Annotated in this window: 16 protein-coding genes; 13 read left to right on the top strand and 3 right to left on the bottom strand. The window is 58.8% G+C overall.

What is annotated here, in order from left to right:
* The first annotated feature begins 112 nt into the window (after positions 1 to 112).
* Genes HJW02_RS07160 through HJW02_RS07135 form a run of 6 tightly spaced genes read left to right on the top strand, consistent with a single transcriptional unit; the run spans position 113 to position 7,359 of the window.
* On the top strand, positions 113 to 1,048 hold the full coding sequence (locus HJW02_RS07160; protein ID WP_022397090.1) for an ATP-binding cassette domain-containing protein: 936 nt from the start codon (positions 113 to 115) through the stop codon (positions 1,046 to 1,048).
* Positions 1,049 to 1,102: 54 nt separating this feature from the next.
* The gene (locus HJW02_RS07155) at positions 1,103 to 1,885 is read left to right on the top strand and encodes an ABC transporter permease subunit (RefSeq protein WP_022397089.1); all 783 of its coding nucleotides are present in this window, start codon (positions 1,103 to 1,105) and stop codon (positions 1,883 to 1,885) included.
* Positions 1,886 to 1,927: 42 nt separating this feature from the next.
* Entirely contained in the window at positions 1,928 to 3,499 is a 1,572-nt protein-coding gene (locus HJW02_RS07150) for a Gldg family protein (RefSeq protein WP_022397088.1), read from the top strand.
* 27 nt (positions 3,500 to 3,526) lie between these two features.
* A complete protein-coding gene (locus tag HJW02_RS07145; RefSeq protein ID WP_102721423.1) occupies positions 3,527 to 5,581 on the top strand; it encodes a DUF4340 domain-containing protein in 2,055 nt (684 codons plus the stop codon).
* Between the two features lie 13 nt (positions 5,582 to 5,594).
* Entirely contained in the window at positions 5,595 to 6,371 is a 777-nt protein-coding gene (locus tag HJW02_RS07140) for a Nif3-like dinuclear metal center hexameric protein (RefSeq protein WP_102721422.1), read from the top strand.
* Positions 6,372 to 6,387: 16 nt separating this feature from the next.
* Positions 6,388 to 7,359 carry an RluA family pseudouridine synthase gene (locus HJW02_RS07135; protein ID WP_022397085.1) on the top strand — a complete coding sequence of 324 codons (972 nt, stop codon included), beginning with the start codon at positions 6,388 to 6,390 and terminating at the stop codon, positions 7,357 to 7,359.
* Between the two features lie 62 nt (positions 7,360 to 7,421).
* On the opposite strand, the gene HJW02_RS07130 is transcribed toward HJW02_RS07135, so the two are convergent.
* Positions 7,422 to 7,919, bottom strand: coding sequence for a TlpA disulfide reductase family protein (locus HJW02_RS07130; RefSeq protein WP_180975137.1), 498 nt, complete (start codon positions 7,917 to 7,919; stop codon positions 7,422 to 7,424).
* Positions 7,920 to 8,352: 433 nt separating this feature from the next.
* Positions 8,353 to 9,132 (bottom strand): hypothetical protein, encoded by a 780-nt coding sequence (locus tag HJW02_RS07125; RefSeq protein WP_102721420.1) that lies wholly within the window; start codon positions 9,130 to 9,132, stop codon positions 8,353 to 8,355.
* A 141-nt stretch (positions 9,133 to 9,273) separates the two neighbouring features.
* On the opposite strand from HJW02_RS07125, the gene pheA reads away from it, so the two are divergent.
* From pheA to pgsA, 4 genes are all read left to right on the top strand, one after another.
* Positions 9,274 to 10,431: a prephenate dehydratase gene (pheA, locus tag HJW02_RS07120; RefSeq protein WP_102721419.1), complete on the top strand. Its 1,158-nt coding sequence runs from the start codon at positions 9,274 to 9,276 to the stop codon at positions 10,429 to 10,431.
* A 45-nt stretch (positions 10,432 to 10,476) separates the two neighbouring features.
* Positions 10,477 to 12,093: an alpha-L-fucosidase gene (locus HJW02_RS07115; RefSeq protein WP_102721418.1), complete on the top strand. Its 1,617-nt coding sequence runs from the start codon at positions 10,477 to 10,479 to the stop codon at positions 12,091 to 12,093.
* 24 nt (positions 12,094 to 12,117) lie between these two features.
* Positions 12,118 to 14,502 (top strand): NAD-dependent DNA ligase LigA, encoded by a 2,385-nt coding sequence (gene ligA, locus HJW02_RS07110; protein ID WP_102721417.1) that lies wholly within the window; start codon positions 12,118 to 12,120, stop codon positions 14,500 to 14,502.
* A 266-nt stretch (positions 14,503 to 14,768) separates the two neighbouring features.
* Positions 14,769 to 15,377, top strand: a complete 609-nt coding sequence (gene pgsA / locus HJW02_RS07105; protein ID WP_102721416.1) for a CDP-diacylglycerol--glycerol-3-phosphate 3-phosphatidyltransferase — start codon at positions 14,769 to 14,771, stop codon at positions 15,375 to 15,377.
* Between the two features lie 199 nt (positions 15,378 to 15,576).
* Here pgsA and HJW02_RS07100 read toward each other — a convergent pair whose 3' ends face one another.
* Positions 15,577 to 16,842: a hypothetical protein gene (locus HJW02_RS07100; protein WP_146019613.1), complete on the bottom strand. Its 1,266-nt coding sequence runs from the start codon at positions 16,840 to 16,842 to the stop codon at positions 15,577 to 15,579.
* A gap of 688 nt (positions 16,843 to 17,530) precedes the next feature.
* Here HJW02_RS07100 and HJW02_RS07095 point away from each other — a divergent pair.
* The 3 genes from HJW02_RS07095 (at position 17,531) to HJW02_RS07085 (ending at position 21,476) form a co-directional block, all read left to right on the top strand.
* Entirely contained in the window at positions 17,531 to 18,820 is a 1,290-nt protein-coding gene (locus tag HJW02_RS07095) for a DEAD/DEAH box helicase (RefSeq protein WP_102721414.1), read from the top strand.
* A gap of 112 nt (positions 18,821 to 18,932) precedes the next feature.
* On the top strand, positions 18,933 to 19,541 hold the full coding sequence (locus HJW02_RS07090) for a hypothetical protein (RefSeq protein ID WP_022397077.1): 609 nt from the start codon (positions 18,933 to 18,935) through the stop codon (positions 19,539 to 19,541).
* Between the two features lie 489 nt (positions 19,542 to 20,030).
* Entirely contained in the window at positions 20,031 to 21,476 is a 1,446-nt protein-coding gene (locus HJW02_RS07085; protein WP_022397076.1) for a Gfo/Idh/MocA family oxidoreductase, read from the top strand.
* Positions 21,477 to 21,741: the final 265 nt, after the last annotated feature.

Raw genomic sequence — 21,741 nt, 5'->3', positions numbered from 1 at the left:
CTTTTCAGCATGTGGTGCTTTTCAAGCGGCGGCGGCGTCTCCGCGGCACAGGGGAGAATAAGCTTGAGACGGGAGCGGTTTGGATTAGAATCACCCTGTTCCCATTGATTCCATGATCCACGCCGACCAGCTTTCCAAAGAGTTTGGCCGCTTTCAAGCGGTAAAGAATGCCTCCTTCCAGATTGAAAAGGGGGAAATCGTAGGGTTCCTGGGGCCGAACGGCGCAGGCAAGACCACGACTTTACGCATGCTGACCGGCTACCTGCCCCCCACTTCCGGGACCGCCACGATTGCGGGATTCGACATCGTTAAAAATCCTCTGGAGGCGCGCAAGCACCTGGGCTACCTGCCGGAGCACGTGCCTCTTTACGACGACCAGCGCGTGACGGAGTACCTGAAGTTCCGCGCCAGGCTTAAAGGCATTTCTTCCAAGCAGATATGGCCCGCCGTCTCCAAGGTCGTGGAGCAATGCGGCCTGGACCCCGTGCGCCGCAAGATGATCCGCACCCTTTCCAAAGGCTACCGACAGCGCGTGGGCCTGGCGGACGCCCTGCTGGGTGAACCGGACCTGCTGATTCTGGACGAACCCACCAACGGCCTGGACCCTAACCAGATACGCCAGATACGCGAGCTGATCAAGGGGCTGGCGGCCAACCACACCATTATTCTTTCCACCCATATTCTGAGTGAGGTGGAGATGATCTGCAACAAGGTCATCATCATTGACCAGGGGACCATCAAGGCAGCGGATACCCCCTCTAACCTGACGGCCAACCTCCGCGCCGCCGGCAAGATTACGCTGGAGTTCCGCGGGGATCTGGAGCTGATTACGCAGAAGCTGGAAAGCCTGGAACACGTGAAGAAGGTCATCCATGAAGGCACGGACGCCGATGGCTGGCATACGCTGACCGTACGCGCGGAGGCCGGAACGGATACCCGTGAGAAGGCCGCGCGCCTCCTTGCGGAACAGGGCTGCCCCCTGCGCCATATTTACCGCCACACCCCCACCCTGGAAGAGGTGTTCGTGGAAATGACCCGTAAAGATTAACCGCCCGTTTCTTCTCCCTCTCTATCCACCACCCCGCATTTTCCTTTTCTCCCCATGTCTCCGGTACTTACCATTTTCAGAAAAGAACTCAGAAGCTACGTGATGACCCCGTACGGATGGGTCATCCTGGCCTTCGTCATGGCCCTGCAGAGCGTTTCCCTGTCCGGCACGCTGAAGGCGTTCCAGCTGGCCCCGCAGAAGGAAGGCATTTTGTTCTTCATCCTGCATTCCCCCATGTTCTGGTTTTATTTCCTGTTCATTTTCCCGCTGCTTACCATGCGTTCCCTGGCGGAGGAAGAGAAGACAGGAACGCTGGAATCCCTGCTGACCACGCCCATCAAGACATGGCAGGTAGTCCTGGGCAAATATTTCTCCGCATACGCCTTTTACATCATCCTGTGGCTGCCCATGCTGCTGTACCCCCTTCTGGCGGACTGGTCCAACCTGATCGTGCAGTGGATTTACGGGTATGATGCGGGCATGGTCCTCCCCTACCGCCTGGCGGACTGGGCCGGGGCGTACGCCATCCTGCTGCTGGTCGGCGCCTGGTTCACGGCCATCGGCATTTTCGCCTCGTCCCTGACGGGCAGCCAGATCATTTCCGGCATCATCACCATCGGCCTGCTGGTGCTGATTTTCTTCATGGGGCTTATTCCCGTGGTATGGGGGGAATTCCCCGCAGCGGGGATTTTCCACTACATGTCCTGCTCGGAACATCTGGACCGCTTTTCCGCCGGGCTGGTTGATACGCGCCCTGTCGTCTTTTACCTGACCATGACGGTCTTGACGCTGGCCGTCACCATCCGCATCATTGACCACCGCCGCTGGAAGCACTGATCTACCCCGCCTTTTCCCTTTCACCCCTTTTCATTTTTATCTATGAGCGAAGCACCAGACAACCCCGCCGCGGCCACGGAATCCCCCCTCCCTCCCGCCCGCAAGGTCAGACGCCCCTGGATGACCTGGATCAAGCTTTTCCTGCTGTTCCTCATCGTCGTATGCCTGAATTACGTGGGCTGCCACGAATATTACCGCCGGGACCTGACGGAAGACCAGCGTTATGAGATTTCCCAGCAGAGCATCAACATGCTGAAATCTCCGGAAATCCAGAACCGCAAGACGCCCGTCAAGATCACGTTCGCCTTCCTGCGCACCACGCAGAATTACACCCGCATGCGCTCCCTGCTTGAGGAGTACGAACGTTATTCCAACGGGAAGGTGAAGGTGGAGTACGTGGACCCCCTCCGCCAGCCGAACAAGGCCCGGGAGATTGCGAACATTTACGGGATTGAATTCAAGAAGAACCTGGTCATCATCGATGCCCGGGAAGACACGGAAAAAGCGCTCAAGACGTTTGAAGGCACCCAGGCGGACGCCGCCCACGTGCGCATCCTGCCCGGAGACGCCTTCGTGGTGTACGCCCCCAGCCCGGACGGCAAGAGCATGAAGGCGGTGGCCCTCCAGATTGAAGACATGATGACCGCCGGCATTTACGGGGCGGCCAATGGAGAACCCCGCAAGATGTATATTGCGGCGGACAAGAGCAATTTCAACGAGGCGCTGAGCAACAGCCAGGAGGAAAGCATTTTCACCACGCTGGGGAAAATCTGCCGTTCCGTCAACCTTCAGCTCGTTCCCATCCGCATGAGCGGCTTGAAGGAGATTCCGGAAGACGCCGCGGGGTTCATGATCATCGGCTCCAAGTACGACCTGTCCCCGCAGGAGGCGGAAGTGCTCCAGCGGTACTGGGCGCGCCCGAACGCCGCCATCCTGGTCATGCTGGAACCCCAGCAGGATACGCCCAAACAGCTTTACCGGTTCCTCCGTGAACAGGGCCTGCGCCCACAGAATGACCGCGTGATGCTCCGCAACAGGGGCAACCGCTCCGTTTTCGAGATTAACGCCATTTTCGCGCCCTCCCTGAACTGCACGCGCGAATTCTGGAATTCCAGCACCGGGCTGGAAGGGGAGAGCATCTCCCTCATCCTGGATTCCGACAACGCGGCCATGGAGCAGAAGCGCATCACGCCATACCCCCTGCTGGTGACTACGGAGGATTATTACGGAGAAACCAAGTACAACCAGTTCCCGGCCCAGTTTGACGCGCGGGAAGACAACCCGGGGCCCCTGATGATCGGCGCGGCCCTCATCCGCGGGAACGCCGGGGACGTAAACCAGAACAAGACCACCGGGCGCCTGGTGCTGCTGGGGAATACGGACCTGCTCCAGCCCAGGCAAATCAAGCCGGAACAGCGGGACTTCATGCGCACGCTGGTCGGCTGGATGACGGACCGTGAAGAACTGCGCGGCCTCGGCTCCCGCCATGACCTGACCGTGAAGCTGAACCTGGACCGCAACGCCCTGGGCATTCTGGAACTCCTGACAAACATCGGCCTTCCCCTGCTGGCGCTTCTGATTGCCCTGATTATCTGGAACACGCGCCGCCATTAACTCCACCACGCCCATCACCGGAAGCACATGCGCACATTCCGCTTCATCCTTCTTATCCTCGTCACCCTCGCCGCCATCGGCGCGGCGGTGCTCCTGACCATTGACGGCAACCTGTCCCGCATCATCGGGCGCACCGCCTTCAGTTCCGGAGAACGGCTTTTCCCCTATACCCGGGAGGAGATGAACGAGGTTTCCTGGATGCGCATCAATTGCATGGGGGACGTTGCGGAGTTCCGCCGCAAGCCCAACGGCGTCTGGTGGTGCGAGAAGCCGTGGGACGACCGCATGGACCCGCGCGCGGCGGCGGCCATCCTCCAGTACACATATTCCACCAGCATCGTGGACGCGCTGCCCCTGCACAAGATTGATTCCGCCTCCCTGAAGGAGTTCGGCGTGAAGACGACGCCCGTCACCATCACCCTGAAGGAGATGAGCGACGACGGCAAGCGCTCCTCCACCGTGGCCCGCTACACGCTGGGGTCCCTCGCTCCCTGGCTGGTGGACGATCCGGAGAACAAGACCACGGACGATACCACCTACATGCAGACGGATTTCTACGGGCGGGACACCCGCATCCTGGTGGGCACCGGCAATATCCTGCCCCTGTTCAAGTCCGGCATCCGCCAGCTCCGGGACCACCGCCCCCTGCTCCTGCATCCGGCCATGCCCGCCTCCATTGAAATCAACAACCGAGGCCAGCGCATCGCCCTGGAGCGCAAGACTCCCGGCAGCCCCTGGAAAATCACGTACCCCCTTTCCCTGGATACGGACCCGGCCATGATGGACGTGCTGCTGGGCACGCTCCAGAAGCTGACCGCCGTGCGCGTGTATAATCCGGAGGAAACCAGCGTGCCGGACATGACGGACGACCAGATCACCTCCGTCTCCATCAGGAATTTCACAGGCCGCCCCACGGAGGACGGCAAATCCCTGCAAACGGAGGAACAGCCCGTTACGCTCCGCATTTACCCCCCTTCCGACAACGGAAGCCTGTCCGAACTGGTGAAGGCCACCGTTTCCGACCGCAAGGCCGTCTTTGAACTGGCGCAGACGACGGAGACCAACAAGGAGGTGCCCGGCGTGCGCAATATTCCGCTGGACCTGGGCCTTCTGCGCTCCAAGCAGTTGACGGACATCGGGGATTACAAGATCACCGGGCTTTCCATCCGCAAGAGTTTTCAGGATTACCCCACCATCGCCCGCTTTATTCAGGGTGATGAGAAAAAGGGCATCAAGCCCACCTGGCTGTACACGGCGGAAGGCTCCCGCTACCAGGAGGCCAATCCGGAGCATCTCGTTTCCCTGCTGAAAACCGTCAAGCTGGGGAAGGTGGCCGGCTTCGCCTCTGACAAGGCTACGGACCTTTCCGTGTACGGGCTGGACAATCCCAGGATGACGCTCACCATGTCCCTGCTGCCCAAGCCCGGTGAAGAACCGCGCCCCCCCGTGACGGTGTTTTTCTCCAAGGGAACGGACGGTTCCTGGTACGCCCGCCAGGCCGGCAAGCCCACCGTCGTCATGCTGGACAGCGCCTACATGAAGGACCTGCTGACGGACGCCCTGGCCTGGAAGAAAAAGATGCTTTTCTCTTTCAGCAGGTTCGACCTCAAGGAAATGCATCTGGAACGCATCGGCTCCGGCGGTCCCCTGATCCTGAAATTCGACCGTCTGGACGATTCCTGGACCGCTGCCAAGGATGGGAAGGATGAAACCCTGAACATCAATCCGAACCGCGCCAACCGCTATCTGGACGAGCTGGAAAAGATGGAGGTGAGCACCTGGCTGCCCTATACGGACGCCACGGCGCACGAGGCCCTGAAGAACCCCGTTTTCCGCCTGAAACTCATCCTCCAGGTTTACAAGGAGGCGGCCCCCGTGCAGTCCCAGGCCGGCCCCAGCGACATCACCTTCGCCCCGGAACCGGAGACGGAGGAAAAAGTCATCACGCTGGAAATCGCTCCGGCAGGAGAGGCCGGATACAGCAGGTTTTATTACGGCAGGGTGAATACATCCCCCAACTACTTTATCCTGAACATGGACGCCGTGCGCCTGCTCGGCGCCAGCCTCTCGGAAGACAACTGACCATTCCTCCCGCATGAGTATTGAGCTGCACACCGTTACCGCTTTTCTGGACGGAATCCTTTCCGTGGATTCCATTCCGGACGCATCCCGCGCCCTGAACGGCCTTCAACTGGAAAACGGAGGAGCCGTTTCCAGGGTAGCCGCCGCCGTGGACGGCTCGGAGAAGGCTATCCATGCGGCATTGGAGACGGGGGCGGACCTGCTCCTCCTTCATCACGGCATTTTCTGGCAGACCATGCAGCCCATTACCGGCATTGCATACCGGAAGCTGAAAGCCGCCATGGACGGGAACCTGGCGATTTACGCCGCCCACCTTCCTCTGGACGTCCACCCCGTGTACGGAAATAACGCCCTGCTGGCGAAGGCCTGCGGAATCCGGCCATGTTCCAATGAAGGACTGGACTACCACGGCGTTTCCCTGGGTACGCACGGGGAATTCCCCGGCACGTGCCGGGAGCTGGCGCAGCGGCTGGAAACCGTCCTCGGAGCGTCCATTCAAACTTTCTGGGCGGACTCCCCGGCTGCCCCGGCTGGCGACGTCTTCGTCTGCTCCGGAGGAGCCGGGGACGACCTTGTCCAGGCCGCAGCCCTCGGCTGCCGTACCTACGTGACCGGGGAGGGTTCCCACTGGAACATCCCCATGGCCCATGAACTGGGCGTCAATCTGGTCTTCGGCGGCCACTACTTCACGGAGACGTTCGGCGTAAAAGCCCTGGGGCATCTGCTCAAGGACGTTTACGGTCTGGACTATGCCTTCATCGACCTGCCGCCCTCCGCCTACAGCCATTGACCAAACGCCACGGATCATGAATCTGACCACGGACGATGCCGACGGGAAAATCCGCCTGGACCAATACCTTGCCGCCCACCTTCCGGAGCTTTCCCGTTCCAGAATCCAGAGCCTGATCAAAAGCGGGGACGTATTGGTCAACGGCACTCCCGCCAAGCCTAAAAACCCAGTTTCCCGCGGTGATTCCATCACCGTCCGCATTCCGGAGCCGGAACCGGCGGAAGCACGGCCGCAGGACATTCCCCTGGACATCCTGTATGAGGATGAAGACGTGGTGGTCATCAACAAGGAAAGCGGCATGGTCGTGCATCCTGCCGCCGGCAACCCGGACGGCACCATCGTGAACGCCCTGCTCCACCATTGCGGGGACCTCTCCGGCATCGGCGGCGTGGAACGCCCCGGCATCGTCCACCGCCTGGACAAGGATACGTCAGGCTGCCTGGTCATTGCCAAGAACGACGGAGCACACCAGTCCCTGACGGCGCAGTTCGCGGCCCGCAGCACGGAAAAACGGTACCTGGCCGTTGTCCAGGGCATTCCCTCCCAAAGCTCCGGCACGGTTTTCACCCACATTGGGCGCCATCCCGTGAACCGCCTGAAAATGGCGGTGGTCAATCCGGGCACCGGGAAAGCCGCCATTACGGACTACGACCTGCTGTGCGCAGACCCGGCCACGGATTCCTCCCTGGTCCTGTGCACGCTCCACACGGGCAGAACCCACCAGATACGCGTGCACATGCTCCATCTGGGCCATCCGCTCATCGGGGACCCCATTTACGCCAAACCCGCCCGGCAGAAGGCGAAACCCGGCAGGCTCATGCTCCACGCGTGGCGGCTGGGCTTCGACCACCCGCGCACGGGAAAGCGCATGGAGTTTGAAGCGCCCATCCCGCCGGAATATACGCCGTGGCTCCAGCTCTTTCCCAACGGGCTTTACGGAGCCGTTCCGGAGCCGCGCCCGGTGAGGAAAAACGGGGAGCAGAGCTGAAGCGGCCCTGTTTTCCGTATTTCGGAAACGGCGGAGGGAGCGCCAAAAGGCAAAGGAAGCCCCTATTTTTTGCCTTCCTCCGGCTTGCAGAACTTGCGCCAGTCTTTCAGAAGCGTGGCGGGATGCCCTGTGATGATGATCTTGCCCGTGCCATCCACAATTCCCAGCCGTGGAATGGAGCCTCCCGGCTTGTAACCGGGAATGCCGTTCCCTTTCTTCGGCTTGACGATGGGGAATTTCATCCGTTCCTCCTTGGCCCATGCCTTGGCGGCCTCCTCCGTCTTGTCACAGGAAAACAGCACCAGTTCCACATCATCGGTCTGGCGGATCTTCCGGTAGGTCCGCACCACGTGGGGCATTTCCCGGCAGCAGGGGCCGCACCAACTGGCGGAATACAGGAAAAGATAATATTTGGCTTTTGGGTTCGGCCTGTCCTTGGTTAAAAAATCGGCTTTTTCCAGAGCCTTCCCCACGGCGGAAACGGCAGCCTCCCCGGCCTTGGGAGCCGGAGTATCCGCGCTGGCGGAAAACATTCCGGCCACACCGCATCCGGCGAGCATGAGAGCAACAGAGCACAGTTTGATGGATTTTTTCATAGACCCATCATTATCAATAAAAAAATAACGGTCAAGCAAGATTATTCGCCGGAGCGTATTCTGAAGAGGAGGAAAACAGGCAGGTAATGCCGGCTTCAGAAGGCCGGGAAAAAAGCTGAACGAAGGAACAGGAATTTGCATTTGTTTTTCACCTGCCGGGAGCGGGAAAAGAAAGAATTCAGCGGCGCGCCGCACCACGGTTCTTCAGGAAGAAGGCCGGAACCTAACTTGGCGGCTGGACAGAAAACGCACAAGAGCTAAACCGCCGATTTTTTGGCGGCCCCCATTCTCCCGGCAAAGGCTCAACAACCGCCCCCGCGTCCCATCAACAAACAGCCAACCGGGAACAAGGGCCTCCCGGCCCTTGTAAAAAACAGTCCAACATAAAAATATTCCCTTATGCCCCCTTTTTGGGCGGAGCATTCAAATCCACGGTCACCTTCACGGGAACATCCATGGCCTTGACGCCCTTGCTGGCCACCACCGTAGCTTTCATTTTAGCGGGCATGTTCTTTACCTGGTACGTATAAGTGCGGGAAGGAACGGAACCGAAGCTGAACGAACTTTTGGACACGCCGGGTATCTCCAGTTTGCCGCCCTCCGCGTCAGTCAGCGTTATTTCCTCCACATGGAGCGTATCACTGAATTCCAGTTCCACCTCACCGGAAGCCTTGCCGTGGTCCTTTGCATCCTTCACGGTGATTTCCATGCCCTCCACCTTGAATTTGGCGCCCTTCCGCGCGTCAAACTCCTGGCCCGGAAAAGTCCTGCTTCCTTCGGAAACCTTCATGTTGACCACTCCGTCCAGCTTCAGGGGAAACACAGGTTTCTGTTTCAGCCTCAGGGAATGTTTGGCAAAGGCTCCGGAATCCGCAATACGGGTAAAGAAATTGTCGAATTTGGCTTTTGTCCTGGCGCCGCGGCCATCCGTAACTTCAAGCTGTGAGTCCTCACCGCCCTTAACGAATTTACAGCCCTTGGGAGCAACGAAACCCAGCACCACCTCCACGGCATCCTTATTTCTGTTAAACATGTCATCCACGCCGGCAGGATCAGGGAAGGACAGGGAGACCTGGGAGACATAAACGTTCACGGCCTGTCCGCTGGCGCAGGCTATCTGGGAAACGGCGCCCAGGAAACATGCCACGGCAGTCGGCAACAATGTTTTTTTCATCATATTAAAGAGAGGCAAACCTACCCTGCATCTTCCGTGCATGCAAGAAAAATCCGCCATGGAGAAGCCCCCCCTTTAATCTTGATTTGCCCCCGCGGAACCGCTACCCTGACGCGGCTTTAAACACACAGCTTTCACAGAGACATGGAGAACACTCAACACGGGGATTCCGCCTCCCCGGCCAATCCCCCCCGGCAGCAGAAAAGCGGAAACACGGATGAACAGACCATCGCCCTGACGAAGGCGCGTCTGGCCATTGACGAGGTGGACGCCCGGATTGTGGAGCTGCTTAAGAACCGCGCCGAATGGGTGCATGAAGTCGGCCGCATTAAAAAGGAGGGGAATTCCCCCATCTTCGTTCCCGAACGGGAAACGGCCCTGCTCAGCAAGCTGAACCGACTGAACGCGGGCGTGCTGCCGGAGGCCTCCCTCCAGGCCATTTACCGTGAAATCATCTCCTGCTCCTTCTTCCTGGAAGGGGGGCTTACCATTGCCTACCTGGGCCCCAAGGGCACGTGGAGCCACCAGGCGGCCCTCAAGCAGTTCGGTAAAAGCTGCGAACTTATCCCGTGCCAGAGCTTCAAGGACGTGTTTGACATGGTGGACCGCGGGAAGGCCCAGTACGGCGTGGTGCCCGTGGAAAACTCCTCGGAAGGCTCCGTGACCGCCGTGATGGACCTCTTCGTCACCTCCCCCCTCAAAATCTGCGCCCAGATCAATCTGAACATCCGCAACAGCCTGATGGCGGACATCCCGCGGGAACACATCCGCATCCTGTATTCCCATCCGCAGGTTCTCGGCCAGACGCGGAACTGGATTCTGCGGCACTTCCCGAACGCGGAGCTCGTGGAAACCTCCTCCACCACAAAGGCCAGCATCCTCGCCAAGGAGAACGCCTCCATGGGCGCGGCGTCCCTGGGCTGCCCGCTGGCCGCGGAACTGTTCGGCCTGAACATTCTGGAAGAAGACGCGCAGGACCAGGCCTGCAACACCACCCGTTTTGCCGTCATCGGCCGCCAGGAAACGCAGCCCAGCGGCAGGGACCGCACGTCCCTGCTCATCCGCATCCAGCACAAGCCCGGCACCCTGGCGGAAGTCATCAACTGCTTCCAGCGGCACAACAACAACCTGATCCGCATTGAATCCCGCCCCTCCAAGGTCATCAACTGGGAGTACGTCTTTTACATAGACGCCGTAGGCCACATTCAGGAATCCCCCCTACGGGAAACCCTCCCGGAGCTGGAACAGCACTGCTCCATGCTGAAAATCCTGGGCAGTTACGCGGATACGGACGTCATTTGACCGGCTTAATCTTTCTCCCCCCGCTTCATACCACCCTGAAAAACCATGAAAATCGCTACGATTGCCGCCCTGGCCCTCACCCTGGCACTTCCCTCTCTGGCCCAGCAGTCCGCCACTAAAATCGTTACGGAGAACGGGCAGCCCACGCTGGCCCTGGATGAACAGTTCGCGGCCCGGCTGCGCAGCGGCAGGACGGAACAAAACGCCCCCGCCACGGTCCCCTCGGAATTCTCGGCAGCCTCCCCCGGACTTCCCCTCCCCGCGGACGCCAACCACGCCGCCGTGAAGGAAACGGCGGAAGAACGCAACCGTCGCATGGAATGGTGGAGGGACGCCAAATTCGGCATGTTCATCCACTACGGCCTGTATTCCGGGCTGGCCGGGGAATGGAAAGGCAAGCCCGGCGGTTCCGAATGGATTCAGAAAAACGTGGAAGTGGACACGGATTCCTACGCTGCGGAAGCCCTGCCCCTGTTCAAGCCCAAGGAAGGGCTGACGGAAGAATGGGCCCGGCTTGCCCGGGACGCAGGGTGCCAATACGTGGTGCTCACCAGCAAGCATCATGAAGGCTTCGGCCTGTTTGACAGCGCCCAGACGGATTACGACTCCAAAAGCGCCGTGAACCGGGACATTATCCGCGAATACGTGGACTCCTGCCGCAAGCGCGGCTTGAAGGTAGGCCTTTACCACTCCGTCATCGACTGGCACCACCCGTCCTATGACAACACCATCTGCCCGGACCTCTGCTACCCCGCGGGACAGGCGGAAATGCTTAAAAGAAAAAACATCCCGCGGGATCACGCCGCCTACCAGAAGTACCTGCACGCCCAGGTCCGGGAGCTGATGACCCGTTACGCTCCCATTGACATCATGTGGTGGGATTATTCCCAGGGAGCCATGGAAGGGGCCAGGGGCTGGAAAGCGCCGGAACTGATGGACATGGTGCGCTCCATCAATCCCGGCGTCATCATGAACAACCGCCTGTACGCCTATTCCGGCCTGAACCGGGACCAGGCCGGCACGCTGGACCTGCGCTGCGGGGACTACATCACCCCGGAACGCTTCATCCCCCGGCGCGGCTATCCCGGCGTGGACTGGGAATCCTGCATGACGGTAAGCGACAAATGGGGCTACAACCGGTATGACACCAACATCAAGTCTCCGGAAACCGTCATTGAAAAACTGGTGGAATGCGTCACCAAGGGAGGCAACCTCCTGCTGAACGTGAACCCGATGGCGGACGGAACCGTTCCGGAAAAAGTGGCCGCCACCATGCGCGGCGTGGGCCAGTGGCTCAAGATCAACGGGGAGGCCGTGTACGGCACGCGGGCCTTCACGGAACTGGACCAGCCCGCCTCCATCAACCGGCAGGGGGACATCTTCGTCTTCCTGGTTCCGCCGCCGGACAAGGGACCGGCCCAGCCGCCCAGCGAAGGGACCATGAAGGAACTGACGGAAGGCGCGGAATACGCCCGCATGCAGCCGCTGGATTCCACCGGATACGAGGACGAGGAAGGAACCTCCGTCTCCCTTCCCGCAGGCTACTCCAAAGCGGTGCTGCTGGGAGACAACACCGCCCTGCCCGTCGTCAACGGAACGGTTCTGTTCAAGGCGCACGAACACTCCAAAACGCCCTGTTCCGTCATCAAACTGAGCAAATAGCCCTCTTTTCCACTCATTTTCCTTATGGAGGAAGACCTTTTTTCCCTGGCGGCCGGCAAGCAGCCGTCACAGCAGGCAAAGGATGAAGCGGGATCCCAAGCCGGAGAACCGCAGGAAAGCGCCGCCCCCGTCCAGCCCGGCAAGACGGAGGAAGACGTGCGCAACCGCGTGGATTACCTGCGTTCCGAACTGCGCCGCCACAACCGGCTGTATTACGAACAGGCGGAACCGGAGATCTCCGATGCGGAATATGACGCCCTGTTCCTGGAGCTGGAAAAGCTGGAAAAGGCCCATCCCGAACTGGCGGAGCCGGATTCCCCCACGCGCCGTGTGGGGGGGGCGCCGCTCCAGGGCTTCAACCAGATCAGGCACGCGGTGCCCATGCTGTCCATTGACGACATTTTCGAGCAGCGCGACGCCCCTGTTCCGGACGAGGAACTGGTGGAATTCTACAACAAGCTGGTCAAGGCGCTGAAAACGGAAACGGTGCCCGTCTCCGTGGAACCCAAGATTGACGGGGTGGCCCTCTCCATCATGTACCGCGGCGGCCAGCTGGCTTATGCGGCCACGCGAGGGGACGGAGACGTGGGGGACGACGTGACGGCCAACGTCCGCACCATCCGCAGCGTCCCCCTCACCCTTCCCCCTGGCGCCCCTCCCGTGCTGGAAGTGCGCGGGGAGGTCTTCATGCCCAATGAAGCCTTTGCCAAACTGAACGAGGAACGGGACGCCGAAGGGCTCCCCGCCTTCGCCAACCCGCGCAACGCCACCGCCGGAACCCTCAAGCAGCTGGACCCCCGGCAGGTGGCCGCCCGTCCCCTGGCCTTCCTGGCCCACGGGCTTGGCGCGTATGAAGGGCCGGAACTCACGAATGTAAAGGATTTCTGGGACATGCTCCGCCACTGCGGCATTCCCTGCAATGATCCGGTGTATTATACGGACAGCCTGGAATCCACCCGTCAGGCCGTGCGGGACATTGACAGGCTCCGCCACACGCTCCCCTACGGCACGGACGGCGCCGTCATTAAAATCAGCTCCATGGCCACCCGGGAGGCCCTGGGAGCCACGGCGCGCGCCCCCCGCTGGGCGGCGGCGTACAAATTCCCCCCGGAACAGAAGGAAACCGCCCTGCTGAACATCATCGTGCAGGTGGGCCGCACCGGGGTGCTGACGCCCGTGGCGGAACTCAAGCCCGTGCTGCTGTCCGGCTCCACGGTGGCGCGAGCCACCCTTCACAACCAGGATGAAATCGACCGGAAGGACGTCCGCATCGGAGATACCGTGCTGGTGGAAAAGGCGGGGGAAATCATCCCCGCCGTTCTGAAAGTGAACCTTTCCAAACGTCCGGCGGATGCCAGGCCCTACAGCATTCTGGAAGCCACGGGGGGCCTGTGCCCCGCGTGCGGCAACCCCATCATGAAGGAGGAGGGAAAAGTGGCCTGGCGCTGCACCAACTTCACCTGTCCTGCGCAGGCCGTGTCGGGCATCACCCACTTCTGCTCCCGCTCCGCGCTGGACGTGGAAAGCATCGGCTCTTCCGTGGCGGAAGCTTTGAGAAGCTCCGGCCTGGCTGCCTCCGCGCTGGACCTCTTCTCCCTGAAGCTGGAACAGCTCGCCAACCTGAACCTGGGCACGCCGGAGGAACCGCGCCGCTATGGGGAAAAGAACGCCCAGAAAGCGCTGGACGCCTTGCAAAACGCGCGCGAGCTTCCGCTGGAACGCTGGCTCATCGCCTTCGGCATTCCCCTGGTGGGGGAAGTAGTCGCCAAGGCGCTGGCGGACACGCACCCGGACCTGGAGCATGTGGCGGACTCCCCCTACCTCCGGGACATCGTGCGCCTGGACGAGCTGATGGAACAAGCCGCCAAAACCAACCCCAACACCCGTGAAAACAGAAAGGCGGTGAAGGAAGGCGCGCTTTCCGCAGAGGCGGTGCAGGAGCGCCATCAGGAACTGACGGATGAAATCGACCGCCTGACCTCCCCCTATCTGGAAACGGGCTACCTGCGCAAAAATACGGCCAAGTTCAGCTATGGCTCCGAAATCGGCGTGGCGGCGGCCAAATCCCTCCAGAGCTTTTTCACCTCCGCAGCGGGGAACCATACGATGGACGTTCTGCGCGGCCTGGGCATCAATCCCCAGTCCCAGTCCTACCGGGCCAACCTTCTGGAAATCCCGGCGGGGGCCCTGTCCGGCAAGACCTTCGTCATCACCGGAACGCTCAGCCAACCGCGGGACTACTTTGAACAGCTCATTGCCGCCCACGGGGGGAAAGCCACCGGAGCCATTTCCAAATCCACCTCCTACCTCCTGGCAGGCAGCGGCGGCGGCTCCAAACGGGACAAGGCCCTCAAGCTGGGCGTTCCCGTCATCTCCGAGGAAGACTTCAACAAGCTGGTCGGGGAATAGGCCGCCATCCCTACCCTACGCTGTTTCCCATCGACGCTACAGAAACCCGTTCCCTGCATCATGCCGCAGGCTTCCGCCTGTTCCATCCCGCCGGAACAGGCCGCCGGAGCTCAAGGCAAAAACGCCCGATGCGCCCCCTCCGTCCACCCCTTCTCCCTTCCATGGTCCGTCTGATTTTTTCCGTGTGCCGCATTCCGGGAATTTAATTCCTGAATCCTGCAAAAAAGCTTGCTACGGACCGTCATCTGCTCCCTAATAAACCGCGTATGCTGAACCTGCCTAACGCTATTACCCTGACACGGATTGCCCTGGTAGTCGTCTTCACGGCAGCAGTCAGCATCGCGGACCAGTATTCCTGGGGATACCTGGCCGCACTGGTCACCTTCATCCTGGCGGCCTGCACGGACTGGCTGGACGGCTACCTGGCCCGCCGCCTGAACCAGGTCACCACTTTCGGCAAGCTCATTGACCCCCTGGCGGACAAAATTGCCGTTTCCGCCGCCTTCATTTACCTGACGGGCGTGGGGCTCTGCCCCGTCTGGGTCACCATTCTCATCATCAGCCGGGAATTCCTGGTCACCGGCCTGCGCCAGATCGCCCAGGACCACGGCATCATCATCCCTGCGGGAACGTCCGGCAAATGGAAAACCGCCTTCCAGCTGGCTTTCTGCATCGCCTGCCTGCTGGCCCTGACCTGGACGCATACGCCGGAATACCTGCCCTCCTTCCTGGACCAGCTTGCGGCGCTCTGTCTGTGGCACGGATCCGGAGCTTCCAACTTCCTGTACCAGTTCACCCTGTGGGGCTCCATCATCCTGACCGTTTATTCCGGAGCCGTTTACTGCGTGGGCGCGCGCAAATTCCTGCAACGCTGAAAAATATTCTTCTCTACACCTGTCAGAAAAAGTAAAGCATTGGCTTTCATTAGCTAACAGATATTTCCACGAGAGGGTTTATTTTTTTCAGGAAGTTTCCCGTGTGGAAAGCATGCGAGTATGTTGGATATATGCTGCCGCCTTGAATCCCTGAAGTTCCTCCCTCCGCTTTTCCGGCCCTCACTGCCTTCAGGCAATTTCACTTATCCTTGACATTGCGTTCCGCAAAAACGTTAAGAGGATCATCGTGTTTGGCGGTAGGCCTGGCACCAATGGCAGCCCCCGACTTTTGTTTGCCGGCCTTTTCCCATAAGCTTTCCAGAGAAAGCGGAGTTCCATTCAAATCATACCGCCCAAGAGCAAACTTTTTGCTATCTAGATCGAAGTAATAATTCTTATCATCATTTCTGGGATAATTGAAAGTTTTTTTGTTCGGTGCGGAAGCAAAAAATTGCAATGAACCTCCTTCTGAATCGCGAATTGAGATCTTTCCATTCTGGCCAATTAAAATGAATAACGAATAAAAAATACCCTTTCGAACATCGTAACTGTGCCATCGCGCCCACTCACCATTCCTTTCCCCATCCCTCATACCCCTTATTCCTCCCAAAAGAAGAACTCCATCCTCCCCCCGCTCAACGAAAGTTTGCACAACATATAAATATTCCCTGCTGTCTTCCTTGTACCAGGCAAAATATTTTACATTATCCTGATCTTTCCCTTTTCTATCTACACCAATACCAAATTTAACAATTTTTTCATCACTGCCAGAGTACAAGGTATCCCATTGTTCAAGATATACATATCTCTCATCCAATGTATAGCGTGATTCCTGCATCACATTTTTCCACTGAGGTTCGTTGGCATATACAGGAGTCGGCAGGTATTCTCCGGTAAAAAGGTTTTTACGCTGGGAAATAGGTTTTTTCTTCTCCACAATTTTCTTTAAATATTTCATATTAAAAGAATGATCTTCTTTTACAAAATCCTTCGGATATTGGAAATTATACTCACTTACCTGTTTAGAAAGCGCGTCAATAACATATTGATAATATTCCACTCCTTCCGCAGAAGTGAGGCGTTTTTGCTTCGCTTCAGAAAGAAATTCGACAAAGGGATGATTCATGCCCCTCCTGCCGGAACCTGAAAAGGCAATTTTCTCTCCCTCTCCTCCACTTTCCTCCTGCATCTGATTATCCAGAAGCCGTTGATCAGCTTCCGAAAGTTTTTCCAACAAAATGGTTCTTACCTTTCCACCATCCACAAGCAGCCGAATTTTATTTCCTTCTCTTCCCTCATACGCCGCCTTTAATTGATGTCCCGTCACTGCTGTCCAAATTCGGGGTTTGCTTAAATCAACAGACTCTCCGGTTTGAGAAAAAGCAACGAAATGACTGCTACAGCATACGGTTAATATCATCAAAAAATAGACAAAAACCTTTCTTGTTTTTCCATAATACATCATCTTATCAGAGACAGGTTACATGAAGTATTTAACGGATTGTTAATCCGTTATGGATTAACATGGAATGATCCCCATGCCATATGGAGCGCCGCAAGCCCTTGCGGAATTCGGATACCTGCCGCTCTTTTCCCTGAAAGTCAGTGCGTCCTGACAGGCACATGACTTTCAAGGGCCGCAAAGGCTTGCGGCGCTCAAGGTGCCGGCTACACAACCCGGAAGTCTTCCCCCAGTGAAACGGTCGGGGGCCATAAGCTGCTTGCCTTTAAAATCAAAGCTTGACTCCGGATTAACAATTCGCTTTTTGATTATTATCAATAATAAAGAGCCAGATAGAGAAAAACGGAAATGATGCGGGAATGGGATATTGCCGGGCTCCCGGTACCATGAACCGGATTCCATCCTGTAACCATACTCCCGCCACTTCCGGAACCGCTAGAAAAAGAATTCATGACGTGCGGGACGTTTTTATTTCTCTTGACGGCTGTCCTTTGCCGTGCTTTTATGGCCCTGTTCCCGCCGAATGGTGCTTGGTTGTTGATTTTTGATAGTCATTTGCGGTTGGCGGAATACGGGCGTCTCCGTATTGATCCTTTCAGTATCGCTCCTGCGGGCTTCTTTTTGTTCCGCTATTGTCGTGATTCCGTCAGTTCATTGCAGCCGAGGCGCATTCACAGACACATCAATAAACATGGTATCAACCACATTCAGGGAGCTTGGCTTGTCGGCTCCCATTCTCCGCCAGCTGGAGAAACTGGAGTACAAGACCCCCACCCCCATCCAGGCAGCCTGCATCCCCCTGCTGCTGCAGAACAAGGACCTGATGGGACTGGCGCAGACCGGAACCGGCAAAACGGCCGCGTTCGCCCTGCCCCTCATTCAACAATTTTCAGAACATCCCAGAAAGCCGCTTGCCCGCCAGGTCAGGGCGCTCATCCTGAGCCCCACCCGGGAACTGGCCGCGCAGATTCATGACAACATCTGCGCCTATGCCAAAGGGCTGAACCTGTCCACCGCCGTCATCTTCGGCGGCGTGGGGTACGCCCCCCAGTTCAAGAAGCTGGCCGGCGGCCTGGATATTCTGGTAGCCACGCCCGGCAGGCTGATTGACCATCTGGAACGCCAGACCGTCAACCTGGGCGGTGTGGAAACCCTGATTCTGGACGAAGCGGACCACATGCTGGACATGGGCTTCGCTCCGGCCCTGAAAAAGATCGTCGCCAAAATCCCGAAGAAACGCCATACCCAGATGTTCTCCGCCACCATGCCGGACAACATTCTGCAACTGGCCCAGTCCCTGCTTCAGGAACCGGAAACGGTGATGGTCACCCCCCCGGCCGCCACGGCGGACAGGGTGGAACAGTCCCTCTGCATGGTTGGCTCCCAGGCGGAAAAAAGGCCCCTTACCCTGGATCTGCTGGAACAGCAGGAACAGCCGGGCCGCACGCTCATCTTCACCCGGACCAAGCACGGCGCGAACCGCCTGGCCTCCTTCCTGACCGGAAAGGACCACCCGGCCTCCGCCATCCACGGCGACAAGAGCCAGGGCACGCGTGAACGCATGCTCCGGGAATTCCGTTCCGGGGAAACGCCCATTCTCGTCGCCACGGACATCGCCGCCCGCGGCATTGACGTGAAAGACGTGCAGCTCGTCATCAACTACGATCTGCCGGAAGAACCGGAAGTCTATGTGCACCGCATCGGCCGCACGGCACGCGCCGGAGCCGCCGGGCAAGCCATCGCCCTCTGTTCCCCGGATGAAATCAAAAAAGCCAGGGACGTGCACAAGCTGCTGGGGCGCCTCCTTCCCGTCCATTCCTCCAGCGCTACCATACCGTCTGAATTGCAGACGGTTCCCGGCACGCACCGGGAAAGGAAAAACTCCATGCAGGAAAACCGTTCCGCCTCCCGCAGGGGGCCGCGGAAAAGTTACGGAAGGCGGAATTCCGCCGGAAGGCAGGGAAGCCGTGCGGGCGCATGATTTTAATCATTCAAAAAAACTTTTGAACGAAATCAGGGGCTGCACAGTCTCACTTGCTACAAACGGTTCACCGGACCGTTCCAGTCGGGAAGCTTCAACCGGAGTTTCAATCATGAAAATCATCTCGTCCATCATCAAGACACTGTGCGTGGGTACCGTCGGTTCCCTCGCCTGCCAGGCCGCCATGCAGGCTTACGCGGATGACGTTCCCTCCACGTTTGTGGAAGGCAACTATTCCCCGGAAGTAGCCCGCTACGTGCAGAGCATCGCAGGCGTGGCGCTGGCCTCAGGCATTCATGATTATGACGAAAACGCTACCAGCAGCTATCAGGTTCTGGCTCAGGTTCTCAACAGCGGCAATGCAACGGAATTGCCGGACGACCTGAAACGGGCCATTGAAATGCTGACCAGCTACGTCCCCGACCCGAACGCGACCATTCAGCCGATTCTGACTAAAAAACAGATTGAGAGGATGGAGCAGATGGCGGACCGTATTGAAAACCTGATGGAGGAAAAATACGGAGTGGACCTGGAAGACTGCATGAATATCATGAAACGTGCATTGGCCCCGTCCATTCCCGACATCCTCCGCTCCTGTGACATGGAAGGCACGCAGCTGCCGACCACCACCGTTTTCCGCCCCAGGCTGGGCAAGGCGCTGAATGAAGCTTATGCCAGGCTTGCCGCGTCAAAACTTCCCGCCGCCGGCACGGCTCAGTAACCGGACCACTTCAAAACGACCGGGAAGATGATCCCGATTCCACGGCATGCGGACCCCGTCAAGGTTCCCTGAACAGAAGCCGCAGGAAACGGAATGATCTTCCCCGTCGCCAGGAAAGGAAACAACAGCCAGCGCCGGCGACACCACGCAACACTCTCCGGATGTCCTCCGATGCAGGGCCGATCCTTCGGACCGCGGTGCAGCGATACGCTCACCCCCCTTCACTCCCAAGCAACGGCATGCAACATCGGCACAACCGGGTGATGCACCTGACAGGCCCCGTCCTTCCCGCACTGCGGCAGGAATGGGGCCTTTTTCATGCCCGCCTCCCGGAAGGAGCCTGCCTTCCCCTCTTTTGACGCCTCCGGCGCGGAGCACCTCTCTCCCGCAGGAGAATGCATTTTTTGCACCATCCGTGAAAGAAAGATTCTCAAGTCCGGGTATGTATGGCAAACTAAGGACTCAAATCCTTCCATATAATTACCATCCATGGATAATTCATCATCACGCCGTCGTTTCCTTCAGACCCTGGGTCTGGCTACTGGCGCCCTGGCTGCCGGTTCCTTCGCCAACGCCCAGGAAGTAGCTCCCCTGGCTCCCAAAAAGATCATCGTTCCGGACCCGAACAACATCGGTCCCATGACCACGTGGCCCCCGCGCAAGCCCGGCGCCATCTACATGGGCGGCTTCAGGGCCCCCAAGCTGGACAAGGTGCGCGTGGCCTTCGTCGGCGTAGGTGAACGCGGCTCCATGCACGTGGGCCAGATGGCCGTCATTGAAGGCGCGGAAGTCGTCGGCATCTGCGACCTGTACAAGGACTGGGCGGAACGCAACGCGGCGCTGGTGGAAAAGAAGACGGGCAAGCGCCCTCCCATTTTCACGAACGGCCCGGAAGACTACAAGCGCATGATGAAGGAAGTCAAGCCGGACGCCGTCATCGTCTGCCCCAGCTGGGAATGGCACTGCCGCGTCACCTGCGACGTGATGAAGATGGGCGCCCACGCCTTTGTGGAAGTGCCCATGGCCGTCTCCATCAAGGAGCTCTGGGAAATCGTGAACACCTCCGAGGAAACCCGGAAACACTGCATGATGATGGAAAACGTCAACTACGGACGTGAAGAACTCATGTACCTGAACATGGTGCGCCAGGGCGTCATCGGCGACCTGCTGTACGGGGAAGCCGCCTACATCCACGAACTGCGCGGCCAGATGAAGCAGGTGGACCGCGGCACCGGCTCCTGGAGAACCTACCACTACGCCAAGCGCAACGGCAACGTCTACCCCACGCACGGCCTCGGCCCCATCGCCCAGTACATGAACCTGGCCCGCAAGGACGACTGCTTCGGCAGGCTCGTTTCCTTCTCCAGCCCGGCCCTGGGCCGCGCCGCCTATGCCAAGAAGAATTTCCCGGCGGACCACAAGTGGAACAAGCTGGACTTCGCCTGCGGCGACATGAACACCTCCATCATCAAGACCACCATGGGCCGCACCATCCTGGTGGAATGGGATGAAACCAGCCCGCGCCCCTACTCCCGCCTGAACCTCATTCAGGGCACCCTGGGCACGCTGGCCGGCTTCCCGACCCGCGTGGCCGGTGAAAAGCTGGGCAACGGCAACTATCACGAATGGATTGAAGGCAACGAAAAACTGGCCCCCATTTTTGAAAAGTACGATCACCCGCTCTGGAAGAAAGTCGGCCCGCTGGCCCTGAAGATGGGCGGCCACGGCGGCATGGACTTCGTGATGCTTTACCGCATCATCGAATGCCTCCGCAAGGGCGAACCGATGGACCAGAACGTATACGAAGGCGCCTTCTGGTCCTCCGTCTCCGAGCTTTCCGAATACTCCGTGGCTCAGGGCGGCATGCCCCAGGTGTTCCCGGACTTCACCCGCGGAGACTGGAAGACGACCGCCCCGCTGGGCATCGTTCAGTAAAAAACTCATTCCCCATCCGGCCTGGAGCTTTTCCGCCTTTACAGCGGGCTTCCAGGCCGGAGCGGATTTCCCGTTCAGAAAACAGGCCGCTGCAAGGCGTGCCTGTTTTTTATTGGCGTGAACAGCGGTTGCAGGGGCAAAAGGAAGCAGGCTGTTCCATTGGCAGCCCCCCTGTTCCTTGATGGAACGGGCGCTCACGTTCATAAAGACGGAGCATGAAAACCCGCAATAAGCATTGGTTCCCTGCCTGCTGTTAGTGAAAAAG

It is taken from the genome of Akkermansia sp. GGCC_0220 (genome assembly GCF_017566105.1).
In the GTDB taxonomy this organism is placed as follows: domain Bacteria; phylum Verrucomicrobiota; class Verrucomicrobiia; order Verrucomicrobiales; family Akkermansiaceae; genus Akkermansia; species Akkermansia massiliensis.
This window is presented reverse-complemented; position numbering and strand designations above follow the sequence as displayed.

Excerpts from the sequence above, each read along its gene's own strand:
- HJW02_RS07115 (WP_102721418.1), top strand. The coding sequence starts at position 10,477 with ATGAAAATCGCTACGATTGCCGCCCTGGCCCTCACCCTGGCACTTCCC.
- HJW02_RS07155 (WP_022397089.1), top strand. The coding sequence starts at position 1,103 with ATGTCTCCGGTACTTACCATTTTCAGAAAAGAACTCAGAAGCTACGTG.
- HJW02_RS07160 (WP_022397090.1), top strand. The coding sequence starts at position 113 with ATGATCCACGCCGACCAGCTTTCCAAAGAGTTTGGCCGCTTTCAAGCG.
- pgsA (WP_102721416.1), top strand. The coding sequence starts at position 14,769 with ATGCTGAACCTGCCTAACGCTATTACCCTGACACGGATTGCCCTGGTA.
- HJW02_RS07125 (WP_102721420.1), bottom strand. The coding sequence starts at position 9,132 with ATGATGAAAAAAACATTGTTGCCGACTGCCGTGGCATGTTTCCTGGGC.
- pheA (WP_102721419.1), top strand. The coding sequence starts at position 9,274 with ATGGAGAACACTCAACACGGGGATTCCGCCTCCCCGGCCAATCCCCCC.
- HJW02_RS07130 (WP_180975137.1), bottom strand. The coding sequence starts at position 7,919 with ATGCTCGCCGGATGCGGTGTGGCCGGAATGTTTTCCGCCAGCGCGGAT.
- HJW02_RS07090 (WP_022397077.1), top strand. The coding sequence starts at position 18,933 with ATGAAAATCATCTCGTCCATCATCAAGACACTGTGCGTGGGTACCGTC.
- HJW02_RS07100 (WP_146019613.1), bottom strand. The coding sequence starts at position 16,842 with ATGATGTATTATGGAAAAACAAGAAAGGTTTTTGTCTATTTTTTGATG.
- HJW02_RS07140 (WP_102721422.1), top strand. The coding sequence starts at position 5,595 with ATGAGTATTGAGCTGCACACCGTTACCGCTTTTCTGGACGGAATCCTT.
- HJW02_RS07085 (WP_022397076.1), top strand. The coding sequence starts at position 20,031 with ATGGATAATTCATCATCACGCCGTCGTTTCCTTCAGACCCTGGGTCTG.
- HJW02_RS07095 (WP_102721414.1), top strand. The coding sequence starts at position 17,531 with ATGGTATCAACCACATTCAGGGAGCTTGGCTTGTCGGCTCCCATTCTC.
- HJW02_RS07150 (WP_022397088.1), top strand. The coding sequence starts at position 1,928 with ATGAGCGAAGCACCAGACAACCCCGCCGCGGCCACGGAATCCCCCCTC.
- HJW02_RS07135 (WP_022397085.1), top strand. The coding sequence starts at position 6,388 with ATGAATCTGACCACGGACGATGCCGACGGGAAAATCCGCCTGGACCAA.
- ligA (WP_102721417.1), top strand. The coding sequence starts at position 12,118 with ATGGAGGAAGACCTTTTTTCCCTGGCGGCCGGCAAGCAGCCGTCACAG.
- HJW02_RS07145 (WP_102721423.1), top strand. The coding sequence starts at position 3,527 with ATGCGCACATTCCGCTTCATCCTTCTTATCCTCGTCACCCTCGCCGCC.